The sequence below is a fragment of the Brasilonema sp. UFV-L1 genome, assembly GCF_012912105.1.
Lineage (GTDB): Bacteria > Cyanobacteriota > Cyanobacteriia > Cyanobacteriales > Nostocaceae > Brasilonema.
In genome coordinates this window covers 13,372-34,882 of record NZ_QMEA01000049.1, presented here as the reverse complement: position 1 = coordinate 34,882, position 21,511 = coordinate 13,372, and the positions used below count along the sequence as shown (strand labels likewise).

Annotated in this window: 15 protein-coding genes; 9 read left to right on the top strand and 6 right to left on the bottom strand. The window is 41.5% G+C overall.

The features are described from left to right. Positions 1–55: 55 nt before the first annotated feature. From acsF to DP117_RS15845, 3 genes are all read right to left on the bottom strand, one after another. The gene (gene acsF, locus DP117_RS15855) at positions 56–1,132 is read right to left on the bottom strand and encodes a magnesium-protoporphyrin IX monomethyl ester (oxidative) cyclase (protein ID WP_169219261.1); all 1,077 of its coding nucleotides are present in this window, start codon (positions 1,130–1,132) and stop codon (positions 56–58) included. A 721-nt stretch (positions 1,133–1,853) separates the two neighbouring features. Further along, a complete protein-coding gene (locus tag DP117_RS15850; protein WP_169219260.1) occupies positions 1,854–3,275 on the bottom strand; it encodes an AAA-like domain-containing protein in 1,422 nt (473 codons plus the stop codon). An 89-nt stretch (positions 3,276–3,364) separates the two neighbouring features. Then, positions 3,365–4,714, bottom strand: a complete 1,350-nt coding sequence (locus tag DP117_RS15845; protein WP_169219259.1) for an AAA-like domain-containing protein — start codon at positions 4,712–4,714, stop codon at positions 3,365–3,367. A 1,288-nt stretch (positions 4,715–6,002) separates the two neighbouring features. On the opposite strand from DP117_RS15845, the gene DP117_RS15840 reads away from it, so the two are divergent. From DP117_RS15840 to DP117_RS15825, 4 genes are all read left to right on the top strand, one after another. After that, on the top strand, positions 6,003–6,305 hold the full coding sequence (locus tag DP117_RS15840) for a hypothetical protein (protein ID WP_169219258.1): 303 nt from the start codon (positions 6,003–6,005) through the stop codon (positions 6,303–6,305). A gap of 21 nt (positions 6,306–6,326) precedes the next feature. Beyond that, on the top strand, positions 6,327–8,351 hold the full coding sequence (locus DP117_RS15835; RefSeq protein WP_211176141.1) for a hypothetical protein: 2,025 nt from the start codon (positions 6,327–6,329) through the stop codon (positions 8,349–8,351). 151 nt (positions 8,352–8,502) lie between these two features. Then, complete coding sequence (locus DP117_RS15830) at positions 8,503–10,020, top strand: ferritin-like protein (RefSeq protein WP_169219257.1); 1,518 nt, start codon at positions 8,503–8,505, stop codon at positions 10,018–10,020. 312 nt (positions 10,021–10,332) lie between these two features. After that, complete coding sequence (locus DP117_RS15825; RefSeq protein ID WP_169219256.1) at positions 10,333–11,679, top strand: YCF48-related protein; 1,347 nt, start codon at positions 10,333–10,335, stop codon at positions 11,677–11,679. 20 nt (positions 11,680–11,699) lie between these two features. Here the strand turns inward: DP117_RS15825 and DP117_RS15820 are convergent, their stop codons facing one another. Beyond that, positions 11,700–11,903, bottom strand: coding sequence for a hypothetical protein (locus DP117_RS15820; RefSeq protein WP_211176140.1), 204 nt, complete (start codon positions 11,901–11,903; stop codon positions 11,700–11,702). 1,136 nt (positions 11,904–13,039) lie between these two features. Between DP117_RS15820 and DP117_RS15815 the strand changes: the two genes are divergently transcribed. Then, positions 13,040–13,753 carry a heme oxygenase (biliverdin-producing) gene (locus tag DP117_RS15815; RefSeq protein WP_169219254.1) on the top strand — a complete coding sequence of 238 codons (714 nt, stop codon included), beginning with the start codon at positions 13,040–13,042 and terminating at the stop codon, positions 13,751–13,753. Between the two features lie 263 nt (positions 13,754–14,016). Beyond that, on the top strand, positions 14,017–15,399 hold the full coding sequence (gene hemN / locus DP117_RS15810) for an oxygen-independent coproporphyrinogen III oxidase (protein WP_169219253.1): 1,383 nt from the start codon (positions 14,017–14,019) through the stop codon (positions 15,397–15,399). 87 nt (positions 15,400–15,486) lie between these two features. On the opposite strand, the gene DP117_RS15805 is transcribed toward hemN, so the two are convergent. Then, positions 15,487–15,855, bottom strand: a complete 369-nt coding sequence (locus DP117_RS15805; protein WP_169219252.1) for a hypothetical protein — start codon at positions 15,853–15,855, stop codon at positions 15,487–15,489. 170 nt (positions 15,856–16,025) lie between these two features. After that, positions 16,026–16,532 (bottom strand): hypothetical protein, encoded by a 507-nt coding sequence (locus DP117_RS15800; protein ID WP_169219251.1) that lies wholly within the window; start codon positions 16,530–16,532, stop codon positions 16,026–16,028. A 674-nt stretch (positions 16,533–17,206) separates the two neighbouring features. Here DP117_RS15800 and DP117_RS15795 point away from each other — a divergent pair. From DP117_RS15795 to ovoA, 3 genes are all read left to right on the top strand, one after another. After that, on the top strand, positions 17,207–17,509 hold the full coding sequence (locus DP117_RS15795; RefSeq protein ID WP_169219250.1) for a hypothetical protein: 303 nt from the start codon (positions 17,207–17,209) through the stop codon (positions 17,507–17,509). A gap of 612 nt (positions 17,510–18,121) precedes the next feature. Next, a complete protein-coding gene (locus DP117_RS15790) occupies positions 18,122–19,444 on the top strand; it encodes a serine hydrolase (RefSeq protein ID WP_169219265.1) in 1,323 nt (440 codons plus the stop codon). 670 nt (positions 19,445–20,114) lie between these two features. Next, the gene (ovoA, locus tag DP117_RS15785; RefSeq protein WP_169219249.1) at positions 20,115–21,470 is read left to right on the top strand and encodes a 5-histidylcysteine sulfoxide synthase; all 1,356 of its coding nucleotides are present in this window, start codon (positions 20,115–20,117) and stop codon (positions 21,468–21,470) included. The last annotated feature ends 41 nt before the right edge of the window (positions 21,471–21,511 follow it).

Genomic DNA, 21,511 nt, shown 5'->3' with positions numbered 1-21,511 from the left:
CTCAGTCCTCAGGACGAGTGTAGGCTTCTAGTACATCTAAATGTTTCCGGAAAGTTCAGCAAACTGCTTGGCGAGATACCTCAGCATCAATCGGCTTAATAAAGTAAAGCCGTAACAAATGCCCGATGATTGAAAGTATCAAGGGTAATTTTCGCAAGAACTTGACAATCTTTGGACTATTGCTGTCGTTAATCTCTGTCAGCTTGAGATTAATATCCGAGCACTCTTCCAGCCGACGGAAAAATTCTGGGTGTTCTGTATTCAGTATCACAGGAAATGCCCGTGCTGCAGTTTCATTCGTCTTCTCGATGACTTGGATATTGTACTCGTACGGATTAATGCCAATAGAACGATAAAATGACGCCCTCTCCAGCACAGTCAAAGTATGAGTCGCAAACACAGACAGCAGGAAAAACCTCACCCATAAACGCGCTTTCCAATTGTTCCACAGTTGGGGTTGCGATCGCAACAGCGCCTTAAAGAAATCTCCATGTCGATTCTCATCCTGACACCAACTCTCGAAATAGCCAAACAGAGGATAGAATTTCAACTCTGGATGTTTCTCTAGGTGACGGAACATAATAATGTAGCGCCAGTAGCCAATTTTCTCAGAGAGGTAAACTGTATAGATAACCCACTCTGCTGGAAAAAAGGTGTAGGTACGATTCCTAGTGAGATAGCCCAAATCCAGCGAGAGATTAAAATCCCCCATTGCTTTATTCAGAAACCCAGCATGACGTGCTTCATCCCGCGCCATAAAATTAAAAGCGTCTGCTAAAAGAGGATTTCGCTCTTTGAGTTTGCGCGATAACTCTTTGAACAAAAGAAACCCAGAAAACTCTGAAGTACACGAGCGTTCTAAGAAATCAATAAAAGCGCGGCGCGTTTCCCCATCAATCTGTTCCCAACTTTGCCCAAACTCAGAATCACGTACGAAGTGATGGCGGTTATAATCAGCCCGCAGTTCATCCACAATCGCTCTCAACTGCGCTTCATGCGCTGAAATGTCCAACTGCGCGACAGCGTCAAAGTTAGTGGTGTAAAACCTGGGCGTTAACAATGTTTCTTGCACAGGTGCTTTCACACCAGGCTTTTGCAACTCTGGCTCCGGGGTTTGAAGAGACTTAGCCATGAGAATCGTTCAATCAATTTATCTTTTTAAAAATATATAAGCATAAGTTTTTATTGAAATCTATTAAAAGTAAAAATATTTAAAATAATTTGTAAAACTGATTTGCGATTGCGTAACGGTGTGGCAGTGTAGTCAATACGGTTGGTGATCAGCACACTTGACAAAAAGCCGGTTTCTTCAACAATACCTTCGCCAATTTTTTAGAACGCCCGCAGAATGCGGGTTTCCAGCTATGGCTTTCAAGCCCCATTCAAAACCCTGAAACCCTTATTGTCTAAGGAATTTAGCTTTTTGTCTAGTCTTAACCCTCTAATTTTGGCAAAGGTATTGTTCAAAAAACCGGCTTTGTGTGATCGACAATTACGTTAACCGAACCGTATTGGGACTGTAGCACAATCTGATACTAAGATGAGTACAAGTTCAATCACGAATATTATCACTATCAATTTGCCAAGCCATCATGAGCGAATCAGAGAAACACAAGCTTCACTCTGTTGATGACTTTGGCGAACAAAGAAACTTCTGGTGGAATCAGGACTTTCTAGAACAAAATAGTGTTTAAATATACTCAAAAGCTCTATCCCATTTCAGTCCATTAAAATGGACTTCGCCTATAAGCGGCGGGACTTCCAGTCCTGGGCGGACGAGAACGGAGTCAAAAAAATGTAATATAAATTATATTATGTATTGTCCCAGGTGCAAGATGTAAGTTCTCCAAGGCTTAAACTGCCAAAAGCCATGCGATTGCTGCCACTATCAAAGATATGCTAAGGATTAGAGATCCGACGCGAATCATCTGTTGAGCTTTCTGAGCTGCCAACTGCAAAATCCGATTGGCTTCTTCTTGTTCGTTTAAAGCCGTTTGTGTCTGTTGCTTTTCCAGTTCTTGGCAAGCAGCTAAAAATTGATAATCCTTATCGCTCAAACTTTTCCCAACTGCCCAAGCCTTTGCATCTCGCAATTGTTGCCCACGTAACAGATGTGAGGTGTCATGATCACAAGCTTCCCAAGCAGTAAACTTTTCTGCATAGGGACGCAAATTTCTGAGCTGTTGCTCCACCCAAGTTGAGTTAAAAACACACTTGTAAATCTCGTTATAAATACTTAACTTTTGCAGTCGCTTGACGACCAAGCCCGATAACTGCAATTGTATTTGTTCTGGACTCTCATCAGCAGCAATTTCTCCAGATAGCAATTGCTGATACAGTCCTAGCAGCCGACAGGCAAAATTCTGACTTGTAAGTATGCGATCGCGTATCGTCTGCAAATGCTGTTGCTTGTCCTGCGCTAACCAATTTTTGATCAAGCGTTGTTGCACAATTGTTGCCACTGACTCCGCCTCCCTCCCGGCGTCAATGAATTCACCAGTAGTACAAATTAACTGGCATAGCCATTGTGTGAGAAACGGTTGCCCTCCCGTCCATTGTAACACTTCTTTCATCAAAGCTTGAGGATTATTCGCAACTCCAACTAATCCGGATTCTAAAGGTTCAGCTTCATGGAGTTGAAATTTTGTAAGTTCAACTGTACAAGTTTCAATGTTAAACGGGGTGCGACTGGTATCGCCAATCAATTCTCTTGGAGTTGCAACCCCTAGCAGTGCAAATGTCAGGCGGTGATACTTCTGATTGTCGGCGCGTTTATTGTAACAGCCACAAAGAAAGCCAAAAAAATCATCTTTAAAATCTACCGAGAGAACATTATCGATTTCATCAATAAAGATAACTATATTCTGAGTCAAACGCTCAAGAAGTTCCTCTTCAATAAACTGACTCAAACGCACAGATGGCAGAATATGACTTTTGGCATCGCACCAGTGTTCATCGTCAATCGCTAAATTAAACTTACTCACCAGTAGGCTGATGAAGCTGTTGTAAAATAGCTCTGGTGTCACTCCCGCCACACATAACTCCCCCATTTCAATAGCAGCAGTTGCGAAACCTTCTCGTTTCAACCGGACCATAGTTCGCACCCGCAAACTGGACTTGCCCATCTGGCGGGAGTTGAGAACATAGCAGAATTTCAGTGCTTTTAATCCTTGGTACAACTCAAAGTCAGCTTGTCGTACGACATAAGTGGAAGCTTGTTCGCTCAGACTTCCCCCCACTTGGTATTCATCGCTGTATTTGAACGCTGCACTCATGCTGTCAAACAGAATATTGGGTTTTTGGAAGGATGAGGGGACAAGGAAGATAAAGACGTGGGGGGAGAAATATTCTCAACTCCACCTCGTTAGTTTCCACTCCCTGCTGACAACCGTTTACGGAAATATTGACGATACAACTCGTAGCGTGGCATTGCATGATTGTTTTGCAACTCTACTAGTCCCAAATCATATAATTTGACCGCCTCATCCAAATTTAATTGCGAGTTGAATTCTAGCGGTGCATCTGCTAATATTATAGTTTTAAAGGTTTGATTCAATTGGAAGTTAAATTGTAATTGCTGCCATAGTCGTTCTAAATAGTTACGATAAATACTGGATACAGTGGGGGCTGTTTGCAGAAGTTGTTCCAAGGACATTTCCTGCTCTGCCATCATCTGCAAAGCTTTCACAACTAGATAAGGATGCCCTCCTACCATCGCCATGAGTTGTTCAACTTGGGAATTATCCCATTGCAGCCGATACTTCAAAGCTAAAGAAAGCACCTCTTGGGGGTTGAAATCTTTCAACTTGATCTCATACCCCGCATTAAACGGCGACTGATTGAGATTCAGGTGAGTGTAAACTTCAGTATGTAACTTCACCAATCGTAGTTGTGCCCAAAGTTCGCTGGTTTTCGCTTCTTCATGCCAGGTTCGCAGCATACCCAGAAACTCAGAGGCAATTTCTTGATAGGGGAAAAGTCGCCCCACCTCATCTAAAGCGATCGCAAGAGGCTGATCTCCTGGTAACAAATATCTTTCAAAACATTTTCTGCACTTAATCTTGCTGTTGTGATGACTTATGTTCCAGTATTCCTCTACTTGTTGGAGCAACTCTAGTTCAAGGGCGATGCTAGTGATGAACCACTGCAAGAATCTATCCAGGTTGCTGAAATCTTCTTTGCTCGCATACCGCAGGTTCAAAACCACCGTTCGGTATCCCTGTTGTTGAGCGTGATGCATTACATTTGACATCAGCTCTGTTTTACCCATCTGCAAAGGCGCTTTAATTCTTAATAGCGCACCTGGTTGGCATATGTATTGGTAACAAAGAGTTTCGATGGGGAAGCGCTCTTGATACAGATCAATAGCTTTAATTGCTGCTTCTTTTTGAGGGGGTGACGGTTTGACAAACGTACTACTAATTAGTCTTTTGCTTTTTTCCCATTGCCGTTGCAGCGCTTGGCGAAAATTAGTCTTTCTTACCTGTTCTCCTAAAGCGTTTGAAAGTTTATTCCATAAATCCTCACCAATTTCTTCAATTCGCCTACGGCTAAGGTGGTATTCAGAGGCGATCGCATGATAAGTCTTTCCTTCCCAAGAACCTCGCAACACCTGTACTTCAGCATCGCTCAGGTGTTTTAGAGTTACTTCAAGTATTAAATTATTTACTAATTCAGATGCTTGTTCCCAGGTAAATTGTGATTGATAATACATAAAACTTGTGTTTCTTAAAACAGGTGAAGTGACCGAATAATTCGTAATTTGTAATGAAGACAGAAATTTGATTGTCTGCGTAAAGCCTTACTTAATTTCCTCAACAGAAGTTAAGCATAAATGAGCTTCATAGCTATCTTCTTAATAGATGTAAGCACAAATCAACTTATGCAACGCCTGGGATAGAAATTGAAAAAATTGCCAGTATTCTGGTCAGTTCAACCACTGAGTGCAGTGTCATTAATCCACATAACTAAGAGTGCTTTTCTCCGATTGCCGTTGCAGCGCTTGCCAAAAATTAGTCTTTCTCACCTGTTCTCCTAAAGCGTTGGAAAGGTTGCTCCATAAATCCTCACCAATTTCTTCAATTCTCCTCCGGCTAAGGTGGTATTCTAAGGCGATGCTCCTCTTGCGCCGCTGATCCCAGAGGGTTGTTTAGCTGGTTGTCTAGAAATTAAATTCACGACTAAAGCAAGTGTTTCCAAATATCAATTTTTTTTGATGTTATTTGCTGCGTAAGAAAGCCGCATCTAATAAGTAACTTTAAATACTTAGTATTTAATACTTGTTCATGATTCCATCAACCTTTTCTCCCATGAAATGTAAGGAAACCGAACTTATCCGGAATTTTTTCATACTTATCATGACTCCACATGATTTTCCCGTATTTATCAGGAAAACTATCTGCTTTGTGTCAAAATACTTCCCGGATTTTATCAGGGGACTAACAAAAACTTATCAGCAAAAATGGCATGTAGAGCCAGACCAAACGATTAACGTGCTCGCTGCGCTCGGAACTCGCGCTCCAAAACTTAGGAGGTAGACACGGCTAATTTAGTAACATTTGAAAAATGACAAGCTATTAGTCTAATCATTTTTACAAATTAAGGTATTAGATTAAATGAACGCTGCAAACAACAATGCTGTGAATGGTTTGCTCGATGAAAAGGCAGAAGTACGTAAGGGCGAACGCGAGTGCGTGTCCGTATCTCCTCCACGCCTACGCGGCGTAAGCGCAGGCATAAGACATGCCGCAAAAATACAAGGGTTGTCCATTTTTGTCCAAGGGGAGTGCCCAACCCTGTGCCCTCTGCCTTTCTTCGGTAATGCGATAAGCCTCTGGCTTGACACAGAGCGTATCGCAGCAAGCGAATATCGTTTGCAAGTGTTGCGTGAAATCAGTAGCGCGCCATTACGGATGCCTGCCGTGAGAGCACGGTCTGGAGAGCAAATCGCTCAAGAAGTGTTCAGGATGGTAGCGACTCCTCCTTAACCAGCTAGAAGTCTAATGATCTTACTTCATATTGCTTTGCAAGATGGTTTTTTAAATGATGAGGTCATCATTCAAGTCAATGGTGAAGAAGCATTTCATGAATCGCAAGTGAAAACGAGATTTCAAATTGGACTCGCAGCTTCTTTTGAAACGAATGTTCAAAAAGGCTTGGTCAATGTGAAGGTGACGCTGCCAAATAAAAAGCTAGCGCAATCTACTGTTCTAGAAATCTCTGCTCCGACCTATTTGGGGGTTTCGATAACTGCTGATGACAAGATCGTTTTCCATGTGTCAAACCAGCGATTTAGATACTTATGAAATTTAAAGGAGTTAATTCAAATGGATGAATTAGTGAGTGGTCTTTATGAGTTGAGGAATGAGATAAATCTTCCCAACCCCACTCCCATCCCGCAACCAGCATCTTCCCAAGAGTTGCGATTGGATGTGGATGGACGCTATCCACTTATGAGAGCGAGTGGTACGTTTTCCTTTTCGATCGCCTCCAGAGTCCATTGGATTGCTAATCTCACCAATACTAGCTTAAATTCGTGGACTGGTGAGATTTGGTACAAGGATGGAGACACAGCTTCTTTCCCCTACACAAACGTCAATATTGAGGTGCAACGTAGTCAGTTTCCCGACCAGCGCGGTGCTACAGTTACTTTTTCGGTTGTAGACGTATTAAATAAGACTGTAAATTATAAGTACAAATCGTCTTACTTTCACGAGGTAGAGTTTGAGTTCGACTATGAGGAAGGCATCACACCAGTAACTGCAATTGACACTTACGCTCATCCCAACCGACCTGGAACAGTGTTTCAGGAAACGCTCTCCATTGAGACGGTGTTCCAGCGAACTGGCTTTGCCGTCACTAAATCAGAGGGAGATAATGCGATCGCCGGACTACCGCCAGGAGCAGAAGCAAGATGGAGCGACAATGAAATGCATGATGCCATGCAAATCCATTGGTCACGATTTGTAGATAGACCTCAATGGTCAATGTGGGTTCTATTTGCATCTATCCATGAACAGGGGGAAGACTTGGGTGGGATCATGTTTGATGACGTTGGTCCCAATCACAGGCAAGGAACTGCACTCTTTTACAAAACTTTCATTGCGCAGCCACCAGCAGGTGACCTTGCTCCAGATGCATGGGTGAATCGGATGCGTTTTTGGACTGCTGTTCATGAAATGGGACACGCATTCAACCTAGCTCACTCTTGGCAAAAACAGCATCCAACGTCGTGGGGAACATCTTGGATTCCTTTGACTAACGAGCCGGAAGCTCGGAGTTTCATGAATTATCCGTTCAACGTATCGGGCGATCAAACGGCATTTTTCAGCGATTTTGAGTTTCGGTTCAGCGATCAAGAACTGCTGTTTATGCGACACGCTCCTTTCCAGTTCGTGCAGCAAGGAAATGCTAATTGGTTTGACGATCACGCTTTTGAGCAGCTCAACCTGTCTGGTGAACCGTCAATCAAGTTGGAATTGCGTGTTAATCGTCAGCAAGCTCTATTCGAGTTTCTAGAGCCAGTGGTCTTGGAGTTGAAGCTAACTAATATTTCATCTCAACCTAAGCTGATTAGTGACAAACTCCTGTCAGAACTCGATCACATGATTGTGATTATCAAGAAAGATGGAAAACCCGCTCGTCAATTCTCTCCCTATGCTCAGTATTGCTGGAAAACCCAACTCCGTGTTTTGATGCCTGGAGAATCAACATATGAGTCCCTATTTGCTTCTGTGGGTAAGGGTGGTTGGGAAATTGCCGAACCTGGTTACTATACTATTCAAGTAGCCCTACACATGGAGGATACCGAAGAAGACTTGGTTTCCAACCCGCTGAGGTTGCGTATTGCGCCGCCACGGGGTTACGATGAAGAGTTTCTAGCGCAGGACTTTTTCTCTGAAGATGTTGGACGTATTCTGACATTTGATGGGAGTAAGGCGCTGACTAAAGGCAACGACACTCTTAGGGAAGTATCAACAAAATTGAGCGATCGCTCAGTTGCTTTCCATGCCGAGGTTGCTCTAGCCAGCACAATGGCACAAGAATACAAAACCTTAGACTTAGACGATCCCAATCATCCCAAAATTAAGGTGATTTCTCCCAATGTTGAGGAAGCACGTCAGGAGTTTGCAGCGGCTCTAACTAGTCAGCCAAAAATGGCTGCTAAATCTCTTGGACATATTGACTACAAGTACTATGTAGACCGCTTTAGCGACTGGTTGCTAAAACTTGGGGATGTGCAAGGTGCTGTTGATGTTCAAAATGAGTTGCTGCAAACCCTGTCAGCTCGAAATGTAACCAACCGAGTGTTACACGCTATCAAGGAGCGACGTGATGCTTATAAGCATTAACGATTATTTAGCCAAGTCTTACGGATTAGCATCCTAATCTTAAATCTGTTTAAGAAAGATCTCAATAGTTGGTTCGTAATGGGTAATTGTTAATTGCATACGATTACATACAATTACCCACTACCCATTCCTTCTTCAACTATTACTCCATATGAGTATAGACAATCAAGTCAAAACCAGAGAAGACTTACTTTATCTTCTCTCCCAAGCAGCAGAATTGGAACATTCTCTTGCCTGCCAGTATCTTTTTACTGCCTTTAGTTTAAAAGAATCTACAAATGAAGGAGTTTCTCAAGCTCAATTAAATAAGATGAATAGGTGGCGGCGAACAATTAATGGTATTGCCGTACAGGAAATGCTGCATCTAGCACTGGCTAGCAATCTGCTTACAGCCATAGGAGGAGCACCATATTTTCGACGTGCAAATTTTCCTCAGGCTAAAACCTATACATCTTTAAAACTTCAATTCAAACTAGCGCCTTTCAATGAAACTACGCTGAACCGCTATATTTGTTTTGAATTGCCAAATAACTTTGATACTGAGGAACAAAAAGGAAATTGGACTCAGTTTTGTCAGAGAATCAGAGATGAAGAATTGCTAAGACTTCTGGCAGTACTACCACAACCATTAGTTCCGAGAAAACTTGAGTATAACACCATTGGAGAACTCTACGGACTAATCCGCCAAGGCTTTCAAACTATCGGTCAAAAACTATTTATTGGGCCGCCCTCAGCTCAAGCAACTGGGATTTTTAGAGAGATGATCCAGGTTACAGACTTGGATTCAGCAATAAAAGCGATCAATCTAATTATCGTACAGGGCGAAGGTTCTCCAACCCAGAGAGATGACAGTCATTTTGCTAAATTTACCAAAATTCGCGAAGAGTATTTAGCAGAATTGGCGAGCGATCCTAGTTTTCAACCTGCCCGTCCTGTTATTGAAAATCCACTGTTAAGTCTTCAACAAGATAATACAACTCGTGGTGCCAACATCATTACTGATACCTTGAGTCGGGATGTAGTTGAGATCTTCGTTGCTCTTTATGAAGTTATGCTGCAAATTCTCCTCCGCTTCTTTGCTCACACTGAGGAGAATGAAGAACAAATGTATATTCTCAAGAGTGCGTTTATTAACCTCATGCCTTTTGGCGTTTCTCCCTTAGCTAAAGCAATCACTCGTTTGCCAGCAGGCGAAGGATTTCCAGGTATGAACGCAGGACCAAGTTTTGAAGTCTATGCAGATGTTCAATTACTTCCCCAGATGAGCAGTGCTTGGATCTTTTTCCAAGAGAGACTACAAGAAATTGGCGAAGCTGGTGACGCGCTGATTAACGATTCTAGAACTCAATCCTATCCTCAGTTGCGCCAAGCTTTAACAGAGGTATCGGCAACACTGAAAAACATCGCTCATACTATTTCCCTTGAACCTAATGGAGAAACTTGGACGAATGGCATCTCCCAATTATTCTCACCGATGGATGTAGATCATATGAAATCAATTCCGACATTTCGCCTCAATCTTGGGGTTTATGATGAGGTGAAAAATAATGCAGATGCGATTTTAGACTCTGTATCCTCTAAGTCTATGCCTTTACTTCCTGAAGGTCCTTGGACAGAGGCAAGAATTAATCTATTCAAGCAGTGGAAAGATAGTAATTTTCCTCAGTAATTAACAGAAGAACTCAGGTGTCAGTCGCCAGAATTCAGTTGGGTATTCTTTAGACTGGCGGATGAGTATGGGGTCGCGCATCCCCACCGTCTACACGGGAGCCAGTACTTGATGAGTGTCTCCCGACAGAGGTATCTGGCGTTGTCTACAATTGGTTGGGGTTTAAATCCCCATCCAATTGATTCTGACCGGAGGCTGCGCTTTCCTTGCTCCGCTCCTGAATTCTGACGAATGATTCTTTTTTAAGAGAATTTTGAATTTCTCCTTGACAATCCCAAATCGCAAATCTCTAAGCAAAAGGAAATATTGGTCATGACAAATTCTTCAAACCTACAATGGTCTCCTACAAATGCACCAATCGCTAGTTCAAGAACTGATGATATTTGGTTTATCGATCCGATGGTAGGCTGGGCTGTTAATAGTAATGGTCAAATCATCAAAACTACCGATGGTGGCAATACTTGGGAGCAGCAATTTCAAACACCTATTGTTAACGGGCGACCAGTTTATTTGAGGTGTGTTGGTTTCTCGACCCCCTTAAATGGTTGGGTTGGAACAGTATCTGAAGAGCAACGCCTGTATCACACAACTGATGGAGGAGAGACTTGGACTATTGTAGAGAATCTCCCTGAAAACGCTCCGGTCAAAATTTGTGGACTTTCGGTGGTCAACAAATCGGTTATTTACGCTTCTGGTACCAATAATCCTGCTGATATTCCTCCTCGCATGATGAAAACTGTCGATGGTGGGGCAACTTGGACTGCATGGGATATGAGCGAATATGCCACAATTTTGATTGATAACTATTTCATTAATGAGGATCGTGGTTGGGTTGTCGGTGGCAAAGCGGACAAGAGTATTACTAATCCCAGTCGCGATGATGTCATTCCAGTGGTTCTCTATACAGAAGATGGGGGAAAAACCTGGGTAAACCGAGTCGCCGATATTAGTTCCTCTTTTCCGTTAGGAGAATGGGGTTGGAAAATTCAGTTTCTCAATGAAAAAGTTGGTTTTGTCTCTCTGGAAAATTTCAATCAAGGCGCAATTCTCAAGACAACAGATGGCGGAAAAACCTGGACGAGACTCCGCATAAACGATCCTCAAGAGAATGTAAATCTTGAAGGGGTTGGTTTCGTAGATGAGAACCTCGGCTGGGTAGGTGGATGGGGCTATAACTTCCCACAAGCCCCCACTGGTTTCAGCAGCCAAACAAACGACGGAGGCAAAAACTGGGAAGATGCCAATCACATCGGACAATTTATCAATCGCTTCCGATTTTTTGGTAATCCCGTGACTGTCGGTTATGCTTCAGGCAAGACTGTTTACAAGTATTCTGCTGCACCAGTAACAGCCCCTCTGCTGGAGAGGGTTGCACCTTTAAGATTTCTGACAACAAACGCGCCAGCGCAGTTTGAGAAATCAGTGAAGATCGAGTACACGTTACCGGAGAATGCCCAAAAAGTCACAATCCATATTTGGAATCAGTTTGGTGCTTATGTTCGCAAACTGGTTGATGAAATTAATCCCAGTGCTGGTCAAAAATCAGTTGTCTGGGACGGTAAAAATGATGCGGGGGAATCTTTACCACCTGGAATCTTTATTTACAGGTTGACTGTAGATGGTAATGCAGAAAGTCGGGTAATTCGGTTGAACACTTAACAAAATCTAGTGTTGCTGAATTAGTGCATGCCTCCCTCAATTTCAAAGAGTTTCTCTTGAATCTTGAAGATTCTTCTTGCGTGGAAACTCAAGCGATCTGAGTAAAGCCGCGATCGCAACACCTCTAATAACCAATTCAGCGGACAACACTCGACAATAAATACATACTTAGCTGTACTGATTGGCATGGCTAAGTATGTGAAACCAAATGAAGCAGGCAGCATCAGGGACCTTGGGGTATTGCTATCAACTTGACTACAAATCAAATCTATGCTGGTAGTGCGACTGAAGGGGACTTGTTTCTCGATTGTTACTCACCCCTATCATAAAAGAGTTCAAGGTTACTCTAGGTTTTCACCTTGGATAGCTTATGAATTCAGCTACCAACGAATCGCACTTCCACATCCCGTGAAAAGTCAAGGTGGTGATCATCCCAAATGGCATAGATTGAGCCAACTCCAGACACGACAGTAGTCGCTAAGGCATTGACCTCTGATAGATTGGTAGAAGCAACGTTCAAAAGAGAGTTAGACAGGAAAGAAATTCAGTCGAAAGGGACTTAAATGCAGCAATTAATTTGAGCCAGTGCTCCGCTTGTGTTAAGCGCGTTGAAGACAAGAGCGTATCGCGGCGGGCTTTGGCGTAAAAGTCTACTGAGGGATAACCGCTCCCATGCTCCCGATGAAGTAGGAAATAAAGTCTAGAATTGTCTAGGTTTTATATAGCAGCGAATGAATTGAGACAGGCACGCGCGATCGCTCTGGATCAGTCATCAAAATGATGAGGAGCGATCATGTCTGTGTGTAGAACGAAATTTAGTATCGGCTCAATAAGTTGGGGTAAGTTGCTATTCTTCTTGCCACGACAAACCCAACAGACAAAGAGACGATTGCTCACGAATAATAGTTCTATTTATGACATAGCGCTTAATTGCAACTTGCAGCCTGATGAGGGAAATCTTAATAAATATAAACCCTTTTCTAGTGACACAACTGTTTGATAGTTTAATAGATGAAGTAGCCATCAACTTGGTTTCAAGCGACATAGCTCGGTTTTGCTTTAAACCCAAGACTGCTATCTCTCTCTATTTCTGACGTTAACTGTAAACTGTTCCTAAAGCCAAAGAAAAAATGCTTATTAAAATAGTGAACAGTGACCAGTGACCAGTGACCAGTACACAGTAAACAAAGAACAAAAAATCTGCTTGACAACTGATAACTGATAACTGATAACTGTTCACTGATAACTGTAGAAGGTGAGGAGATAGTTCAACACCCGGAATTCTGCGAAAGTCCTAAAAGTCAATAAATCAAACCCTTGTTTGGGTACGTATTTTACTTGGACAAAAAGCACTTTAACGATGAGTAGCAATCTAGCCCAAAAACTTCGCTGTGGAACACAACAGGCTCACACAGTGGCTGAAAATGTGGGATTTATGAAATGTTTTGTTAAAGGAGTTGTCGATAGAAACTGCTTTGCAAAATTTTTAGGTAACTTGTATTACGTCTACAGTGCATTGGAAGCAGCATTAGAGCGTCATAAAGACCATTCTGTGATCAGTGCTGTGTACTTTAGAGAACTCAATCGCAAAGCTAACTTGGAAAAAGACCTAGAATTTTACTACGGTCAAGACTGGAGAGGAAAAATCGCACCTTCAAAAGCTGCTCAGATTTACATTGCCCGAATTCATCAACTATCTGCAAAGGAACCTGCGCTATTAATCGGCCACGCCTATACTCGTTATATGGGTGACTTGTCTGGTGGTCAAATGTTGCAAAAAGTTGCTCAGTCAGTCTTGAAACTTTCTGGATATGAAGGCACATCTTTCTACAATTTTGAGCAAATTCCAGATAAGCAAGCATTTAAGGATAAGTATCGTCAAGTCTTAGATTCTTTATCAATAGACGATACAACCGCTGACAAGATTGTTGCAGAAGCTAACCATGCATTTGGACTCAATATGCAAATGGTTCAGGAGTTAGAACAAACCCTCATCCAAGCAATTGGTCAAGCCATGTTCTATAATCTGACTAATACGAATAATACTGATAACACGGAACTCAGTACAGCTTAGAAATTAGACGTGATGCAAAAGTCAAGTTTTTGAAAACAAATCACAGATTAATAAAGATGACACAGATAAATTATCTGTGTCCATCTGCTATTCAAAATAAATAACCCAAAATCGGATTTTTGCGAACAATAAAATCTACACAGATAGATGTGACTGCATTCATGAAGGTGCATGAAGAACGGATTTTTTGATGCGTATAGTAGATGATTGATTTGTTAGATTCTGACGCTCTTCTATACGTTCATTTTTTTGGAAGCAATTCAATGGTTTATCAAATTCCTGGTGTCAAATTTGATTTCGATATTATCAAAAAGTACGATACTCCCGCACCCAGATACACTAGCTATCCACCAGCGACAGAGTTAAAGGAAACATTTACTCACACAGACTTTCAAAGTGCGATCGCCACATCAAATCAAAGAAAAACTCCCCTTTCTTTGTATTTCCACATACCCTTTTGCCAAAGCGCTTGTTATTTCTGTGGTTGTAACGTAGTCATTTCAAACAACAAGAATATTGCTCAACCATATGTAGAGTATCTAGTTCGAGATATCCAGAAGACAGCCAGCTTAATTGCTTCAGATAGGAAAGTTGTTCAAATTCACTGGGGTGGCGGAACACCTAATTATTTGAGCCTTGAACAAGTAGAATATTTATGGAAAAATATCAATCAACACTTCACACTCAGCAAAACAGCAGAAATCTCTATTGAGATTAATCCCCGCTATATCGATAAAAACTACATTTTCTTTTTAAGAGAAATCGGGTTTAACCGTATTAGTTTTGGTATCCAAGATTTTAATCGTCAAGTTCAAGTCGCTGTGAATCGCATCCAGCCAGAAGAAATGCTGTTTGACGTGATGAACGCGATTAGAGAGGCGAAGTTTGAAAGCGTGAATGTAGACCTCATTTATGGTCTACCTTATCAAACTGTCCAGACATTTCAGGAGACGATAAGAAAGACTATTCAATTAAACCCAGACAGGATTGCTGTTTTTAACTTTGCTTATGTTCCTTGGCTGAAAGCTGTGCAAAAAAATATACCAGTAGAAGCACTACCACCAGCGCAGGAAAAGTTAGAAATTTTGAAGATGACAGTTGAGGAGTTGACGAAGAAGCAATATTTATTTATTGGTATGGATCATTTTGCCAAATCTAATGATGAATTGGCAATTGCTCAAGGCGATCGCACTCTCAAACGTAACTTCCAAGGCTATACAACTCAACTTGCTGCAGAACTGTTTGGTTTTGGTGCGACATCCATCAGTATGCTAGAAGATACCTACGCCCAAAACCACAAGCAATTAAGGGATTATTACCAAGCAATTGATACAGGTATCTTACCTATTAGTAAAGGTATCAAACTCAGTTGGGATGATATTCTCAGACGCGATGTCATCATGAACATCATGTGTCATTTCCAACTCTATAAGCAAGATATTGAAGACAAATATCATATCAATTTTAATAACTATTTCTCTCAGGAATTAGAGACGTTGAAACGTTTAGAGTCAGATGGATTGGTTAGGCTATCAGAAAATGACATCACTGTCACAGAAATTGGCAGACTGCTCATACGAAACATTGCCGTCGTCTTTGATATGCATACAACAAAACAAGAGAAAAAATTCTCTCGTGCAATTTAAGAGTGTCGTAGAAAATTTCGTTCTTAGATTGACCTTTTTTGAATTCAAAATTCAAAAAAGAAAATTCAAAAAAGGTCAACATGTTAATTATCGGTAATCCTGGTCAGCAGGGTCGCCGTAGGGGTCTTCTGTGGCTGGACGAATATCGCCATACTGCCCGTAATCATTAGCAGGGTCGCCGTAGGGGTCTTGGCTTGCAGGGATGACGTTACCGTAATATTGTTGGTCAGCAGGGTCGCCGTAGGGGTCTTCTGTGGCTGGACGAATATCGCCATACTGCCCGTAATCATTAGCAGGGTCGCCGTAGGGGTCTTGGCTTGCAGGGATGACGTTACCGTAATATTGTTGGTCAGCAGGGTCGCCGTAGGGGTCTTCTGTTGCTGGACGTACTTCGCGGTCATCTTCGTTTGAGCCAACAATAAAATCCTTAGCCTTCCGCAAAAAGTCGTCTACCATGACTTATCTCCTTTTGATTAGCGTGATTAATGACACCGTTGCTTTTTTCTGTGCTTTTGGGTTATCTGCTCACCAATATCTCGAATGTTTATCACATAGGCTTTTATGGGGAATACCGACCCTACGATTTGTGGTCTCATCATAACAATAAGCGCTATAATATAGCGTTATTAATATGTCGGTGCTTCCTGTGGAGCTATGTCAGTCAAATCGCGACCTGTCGTACGTCTGTTATAGCCTTTGAAATCCCGGTACTGTTGTGCTTCTGATTCTGGAACTTGAATTCCTTCGGATGGAGGTGTTACCCAATGAGCGCGGTTTTGAGCATCGCGGTAGTATACACGTCCGTTCTTAGAAAGATAGTACCTACCCTGTGGTCCGTTTCCTTGAGCATTCTTTCGCTGGTTGTAGAGGTAGTAAAGCGCAGCGGCTCCCACCAAAGTTATCGCCACTTTCTGCCCCGTCGTCAATCCCCTCTTAGCCTGTTGACGTTGATTTGGGTTTTGTGTTTGTGGATAATTCACACTTCTACCAACGGTGTCGTCAACAGGTGGCGGTGGCGTAGCAGTTCGGGAACCTCCACCGCAACTACTAAGCACTGGTAGTGTTAGCAATGCTGAAAGAAACACCGCCACCGGAAGCGATGCTCTTTTACGCTCTGGCTTTATTGTGTTCATCGTGTTTCCTCATCACCCTGCCTTTGCTAAATGCCATACTGTTGCAACATGTAGTGACAAAATTTTTGTTTTGTAAGGTCAAAACACCACTATTCGTATAAGGAGTCAGAATTCAGAAATCAGAATCAGAATATGTTCTGTCCTGCAAATAACAGGAGATTGAAATGCTTTTTCAACCTGTATCCTTGACTTGTTTCCAACTGTATAGTTATTTCTGTCGTACTACACTAACCTTTTTTTGGTAACAGTATGGGTAAACTGTTTAGTCGTAATAGTAACGTGATTTTTCACGTTATCTATCTTGCCTTTGAGAGAAGCTATATTCATCCTTAAGAGATAATCTATTTTTTGTTCTAGAATTGTGCCAGTTGACGGTGCGGAAGATAGGATTGAAGAGTGAGCATTTTTTTCTTATAAGTGCCTACTCCCGAACCGCAATAAGATTACCCTATGGTTCTTGCCACTCCGGGTGAAAGGACTGTGCATTTCCCCTACATCTCACACCCCCATACCCATGACTCCCCTTATTGGTCAAAAGAGTCATCAGAGCGAATACACTTTACCACTCTAATCTCAGCATAATGGTGCTTGATAAGAGAAAAACCTGAATGTTTTAATGCTAGTGGTAGTTTTTGTAAGTTAATAAGCTGTTGTCTTTGTTGTAATTTCAAGTCATGAAAAATACATTATTTGATAAAACCTTCCGTGATAGCGATGGTAAAATTGTTTTAGCTCAGATGCCAAATTTACCAATTATTGTCTGGTTCACAGCTAGTTTACTCAAACTAGTTTTTACAACAGGCGAAATTAACACAGGGTTAGACGTACTGGCAAATGGCTCTTTGTTTACTTGGGCATGGCTGGAATTATTTCAAGGCGTTAATTATTTTCGTAGAGCGTTAGGTTTGGTCGTGCTTATTGGTATTATCGCCTCAAAAACTGTAGGTATTGATGCATTTGGAAATTTCACTCTTTGATGCGTTGGATCAGTACTCATTGACATTTGGACTTCTCCTAATCACCTCGGTTCAAACTGCCGAGGTTTTTTGTTGCTATAAGGACACAAAGGGCGTAGCGTGCGCCCTTGGCGCATAGAAACAAAGAAAGAAGAAGTCAATAAAATTTGGCGCAGCCTCACAAAGAAATGGTATTACCAACATGAAATATCTCAAATCCCCTATTATAACGTTCAGTTTGAGCATCCGCACGGGGATAGAGTGATAAAGTGTAAACCCTTTTGGCTCAGATCTTGCACCTGAGTTAAAAACCGGGTTTCTTGAGAATACCTGCTCGTATAAACCTTAATTTCTCGTTTATAAACCCGGTTTTTTGGGTGTTGTTGAGAATGGTGCAAGATATCAGTTGGGGTAAATTTTTGAGAGATTTCACCAGATGTCTAATAGGTATTCTTCGAGCGAGAAGGCAGTAAATTTAAAATACACAAGTAAATGTCTTAACTAACTTCATCTACGGCGACGCAAATAATTAGCAATTATTACAATCTTGTACAGTTTTCTTCCGGATCAGACTAGAAAAATCTGGAAAAACTGTGCATGCCAATTCTACTATCGCTCAGAAAAATCACACGGATGAGATTTAGCTTCCTGTTAGCTAGCGTCATTAGTATTGTACTGTTATCTTCTCCAGTCAAAGCGGCTCGCTTGCAATCTTGGTATTTCGACCCCGTTCAAAATCAACTAGATATAACGACTGATTCTGGAGTACAACCAAAAGCTTTTTTAATTCATAACCCGACAAGACTTGTTATTGATTTACCAGGAACAAAAAATTTAGATGACAATACAATTCGTAAAAGTCTTGGTTCAGCAGTTCGAGAAATTCGGCTTGGACAAGTTGACTCCCAAACAACCAGATTGGTGATTGAATTAGCACCTGGTTACACAGTTTCACCAGAAAAATTATTGATTCAAGGAGATTCTTCCTCACATTGGATTGTGAAATTCACCTCAATTGAGCGTGCAGCTTTTGGTGATTCACAAGCAGTAGTTGTGAACACGAATGTAAATACTAACGCTGGAGAAGAACAAATTCCCATCCAAATCGGCGCGATTTCTCAGTTTGCTGGAGTTGTTCCCTTGGGAAAGGAATTGTTAGAGTTGAGTTCTCAACTGAAAACATTGATAGCTCGCTACAGTTTTCTCTCACCAGGAATGTTTTTTCTAGACTTGGATACAGGTAATTACTTGGACTTTAATGGAGAGAAGGTATTTCCAGCTGCGAGTACTATTAAATTTCCGATTCTGGTTGCATTATTTCAGGAAGTCGATGCAGGTAGAGTTAAGCTGAATGAAACCTTAGTACTACGGCGTGACTTGAAGGCTGAAGCTGCAGGTTCAGGAGTCTTGCAATACAAACCTGTAGGAACCAAACTGAGCGTTTTAGAAACTGCCACAAAAATGATTACTATCAGTGACAATACAGCAACTAATATGATTATTGACCGTTTAGGCGGTATGGCTAAGTTAAACCAGCGGTTTCGCAGTTGGGGGCTGCAAAACACTGTAATTCGTAATCTATTAGGAGACTTTAAGGGGACTAATACAACCAGTCCCAAAGACCTGGTAAGATTATCAGCATTAGTTACAAACAAGAAATTACTCAGTAGTACAAGCTACTCTCAAACTCTGGCAATCATGCGTCGTGTTGAAAACAAAAGATTGTTACCAGCTGGACTTGGTAAAGGCGCTGTGATTGCTCATAAAACAGGAACTCTTGGAGTTCTCCTGGGGGATGCTGGTATCATCGAGTTACCATCAGGTAAACGATATTTAGCAGGTATTTTGGTGAAAAGACCTTTTGGTGACAAAAGAGCTAGAGACTTTATTAGTCAAGTTTCTAAGTTGGTTTATGGCTACCTAGGAAACAATGCGTCAAGAATCAATGAACAGTGAACAGTGAACAGTTATCAAAATAAGCAGCTTTCTTGAACTGATAACTGATACTGCGCTTCCTTAATAACTGATAATTGATAGCTGATAACTGATAATTGATTGATCATGAAGTCAAAAGTCAGGACTTACGCAAAATAATGAAAAAACGTAGTCGCTGCGCGTCTACGTTTTTTCATCAGAGCAGTTAAATCAGCGTGCATTTTTATAGAGAAACGATATTAGTTCCATCATGACTTATAAGCAAAGCTAATAAAACTTCGGTAAAATTGGCAGCGATACACCGCCAGAAGTCTTGACTCCACACCATTGCAGAACTTTTCATTCCACTAACTGTACCAATTAACTATCCTAATTAATTGCAAATTATTGACTGAATTGGCTTAGCTAGCCTTGCATACTCTCTAGAAGTGTGGGAGTATTAGGAAAATCACCTAGCAAACAGACTTGACTGTAATACCAAGATTGCAGCGATCGCAATGGTTTTAAATGTTGCATTATCAATTTTCAAGATGTAAAGAAGTGATTGACCTCAAACTCTAGTTAGGCAATTGGCGCAATGGATAAGCCAAGGCTAGCCTATGGATTTTAATCACTAGGGCAAAGCTTATACAATCTTGTATGAAATGCCAACCTTCAGAAATTTTCTCAACAAGTCACAGAATTCGATTTCATGGGTATAGTTCCAATGATCAATAAACTGACATCTGAGCAAGTCCCCAGACTTGATGATTGCAGTTCACAAAGCCTGCTCAACTACTTTGAAAATTCCTGGGAACTTGAAGAAATACTCATGAAAAGTTTGGTCGGGGAAGAAACTTTCTATCTTAACCCTGATCCTTTAAGAAACTGTCTCATTTTTTATCTTGGTCACTCAGCTGTTTTTTTCATCAACAAGTTAATTCGCGTTGGTTTAATAGAAAAGCGGATTCATTCACAATACGAAACTCTATTTGAAATCGGAGTTGATCCAGAAACACCGACAGAACTTGATGCAGCAATGCAAGGGGTTAATTGGCCTGATGTAGAGAAAGTTTGGCAATATCGTGACAAGGCACGAGAAGTCATCACAAAAGTTATCCAAAATACTAGCTTAGATCTGCCTATTCATCAACAGCATCCAGTATGGGGTTTGCTGATGGGAATAGAACATAGTCGCATTCACTTTGAAACCTCTTCGGTGCTACTGCGTCAATTACCAGTTGCTTGCCTCAAACGTCCTCAAGGGTGGAATTACGCACCGAGTTATAATGAGGTTCCTAACAATGAAATGCGCTTAATTCCAGGTGGTGTGGTGAAACTGGGAAAACCCAAAGATTCACTGACTTACGGTTGGGATAGCGAATATGGCGATCGCACGGTTGAAGTGAAACCGTTTTTAGCGAGTCAGTATCTCATCACTAACGGAGAATTTCTAGAGTTTGTTCACAAAGACGGCTATAACAATCGAGACTACTGGAATGCAGAATCTTGGGCATGGAAACAACTCTACAACGTACAACATCCCAAATTCTGGATATCCGGATTGGATGGCTATCGCTATCGAGCCACATTCGACGAAATAGACTTACCCTTAGATTGGCCTGTAGAAGTCAACTACTACGAGGCGATCGCATTTTGTCACTCCAAAGGCTCAGAAATACGCTTGATGAGTGAAGCCGAATGGAATCAAGCCTTACTAACGTCTGTTGATAAGCGCTTATCAACTAATTATAATCTCAACTTACAATTTATTTCCCCCAGTCCAGTAGGAATGTTTAAAATAGCCAACAGTGGTTGTGGTCTTTATGATCTCAGAGGAAATGTCTGGGAATGGCTAAAAGACACCTTCAATCCTCTACCAGGATTTCAACCTCATCCACTTTACGAAGATCAAGCAGCACCCTTTTTTGATGGTAAACATCAGATGATGCTCGGCGGTTCTTGGGCAACTAATGGTTCAATGGCATTACCAACCTATCGTAACTGGTTTCGTCCTTACTTTTATCAACACGCTGGTTTTAGAATCGCTCAAGATTTGAAAGCTTAACTATTATCTCATTCAGCGACACCAGGATGTTCCAGAACCAA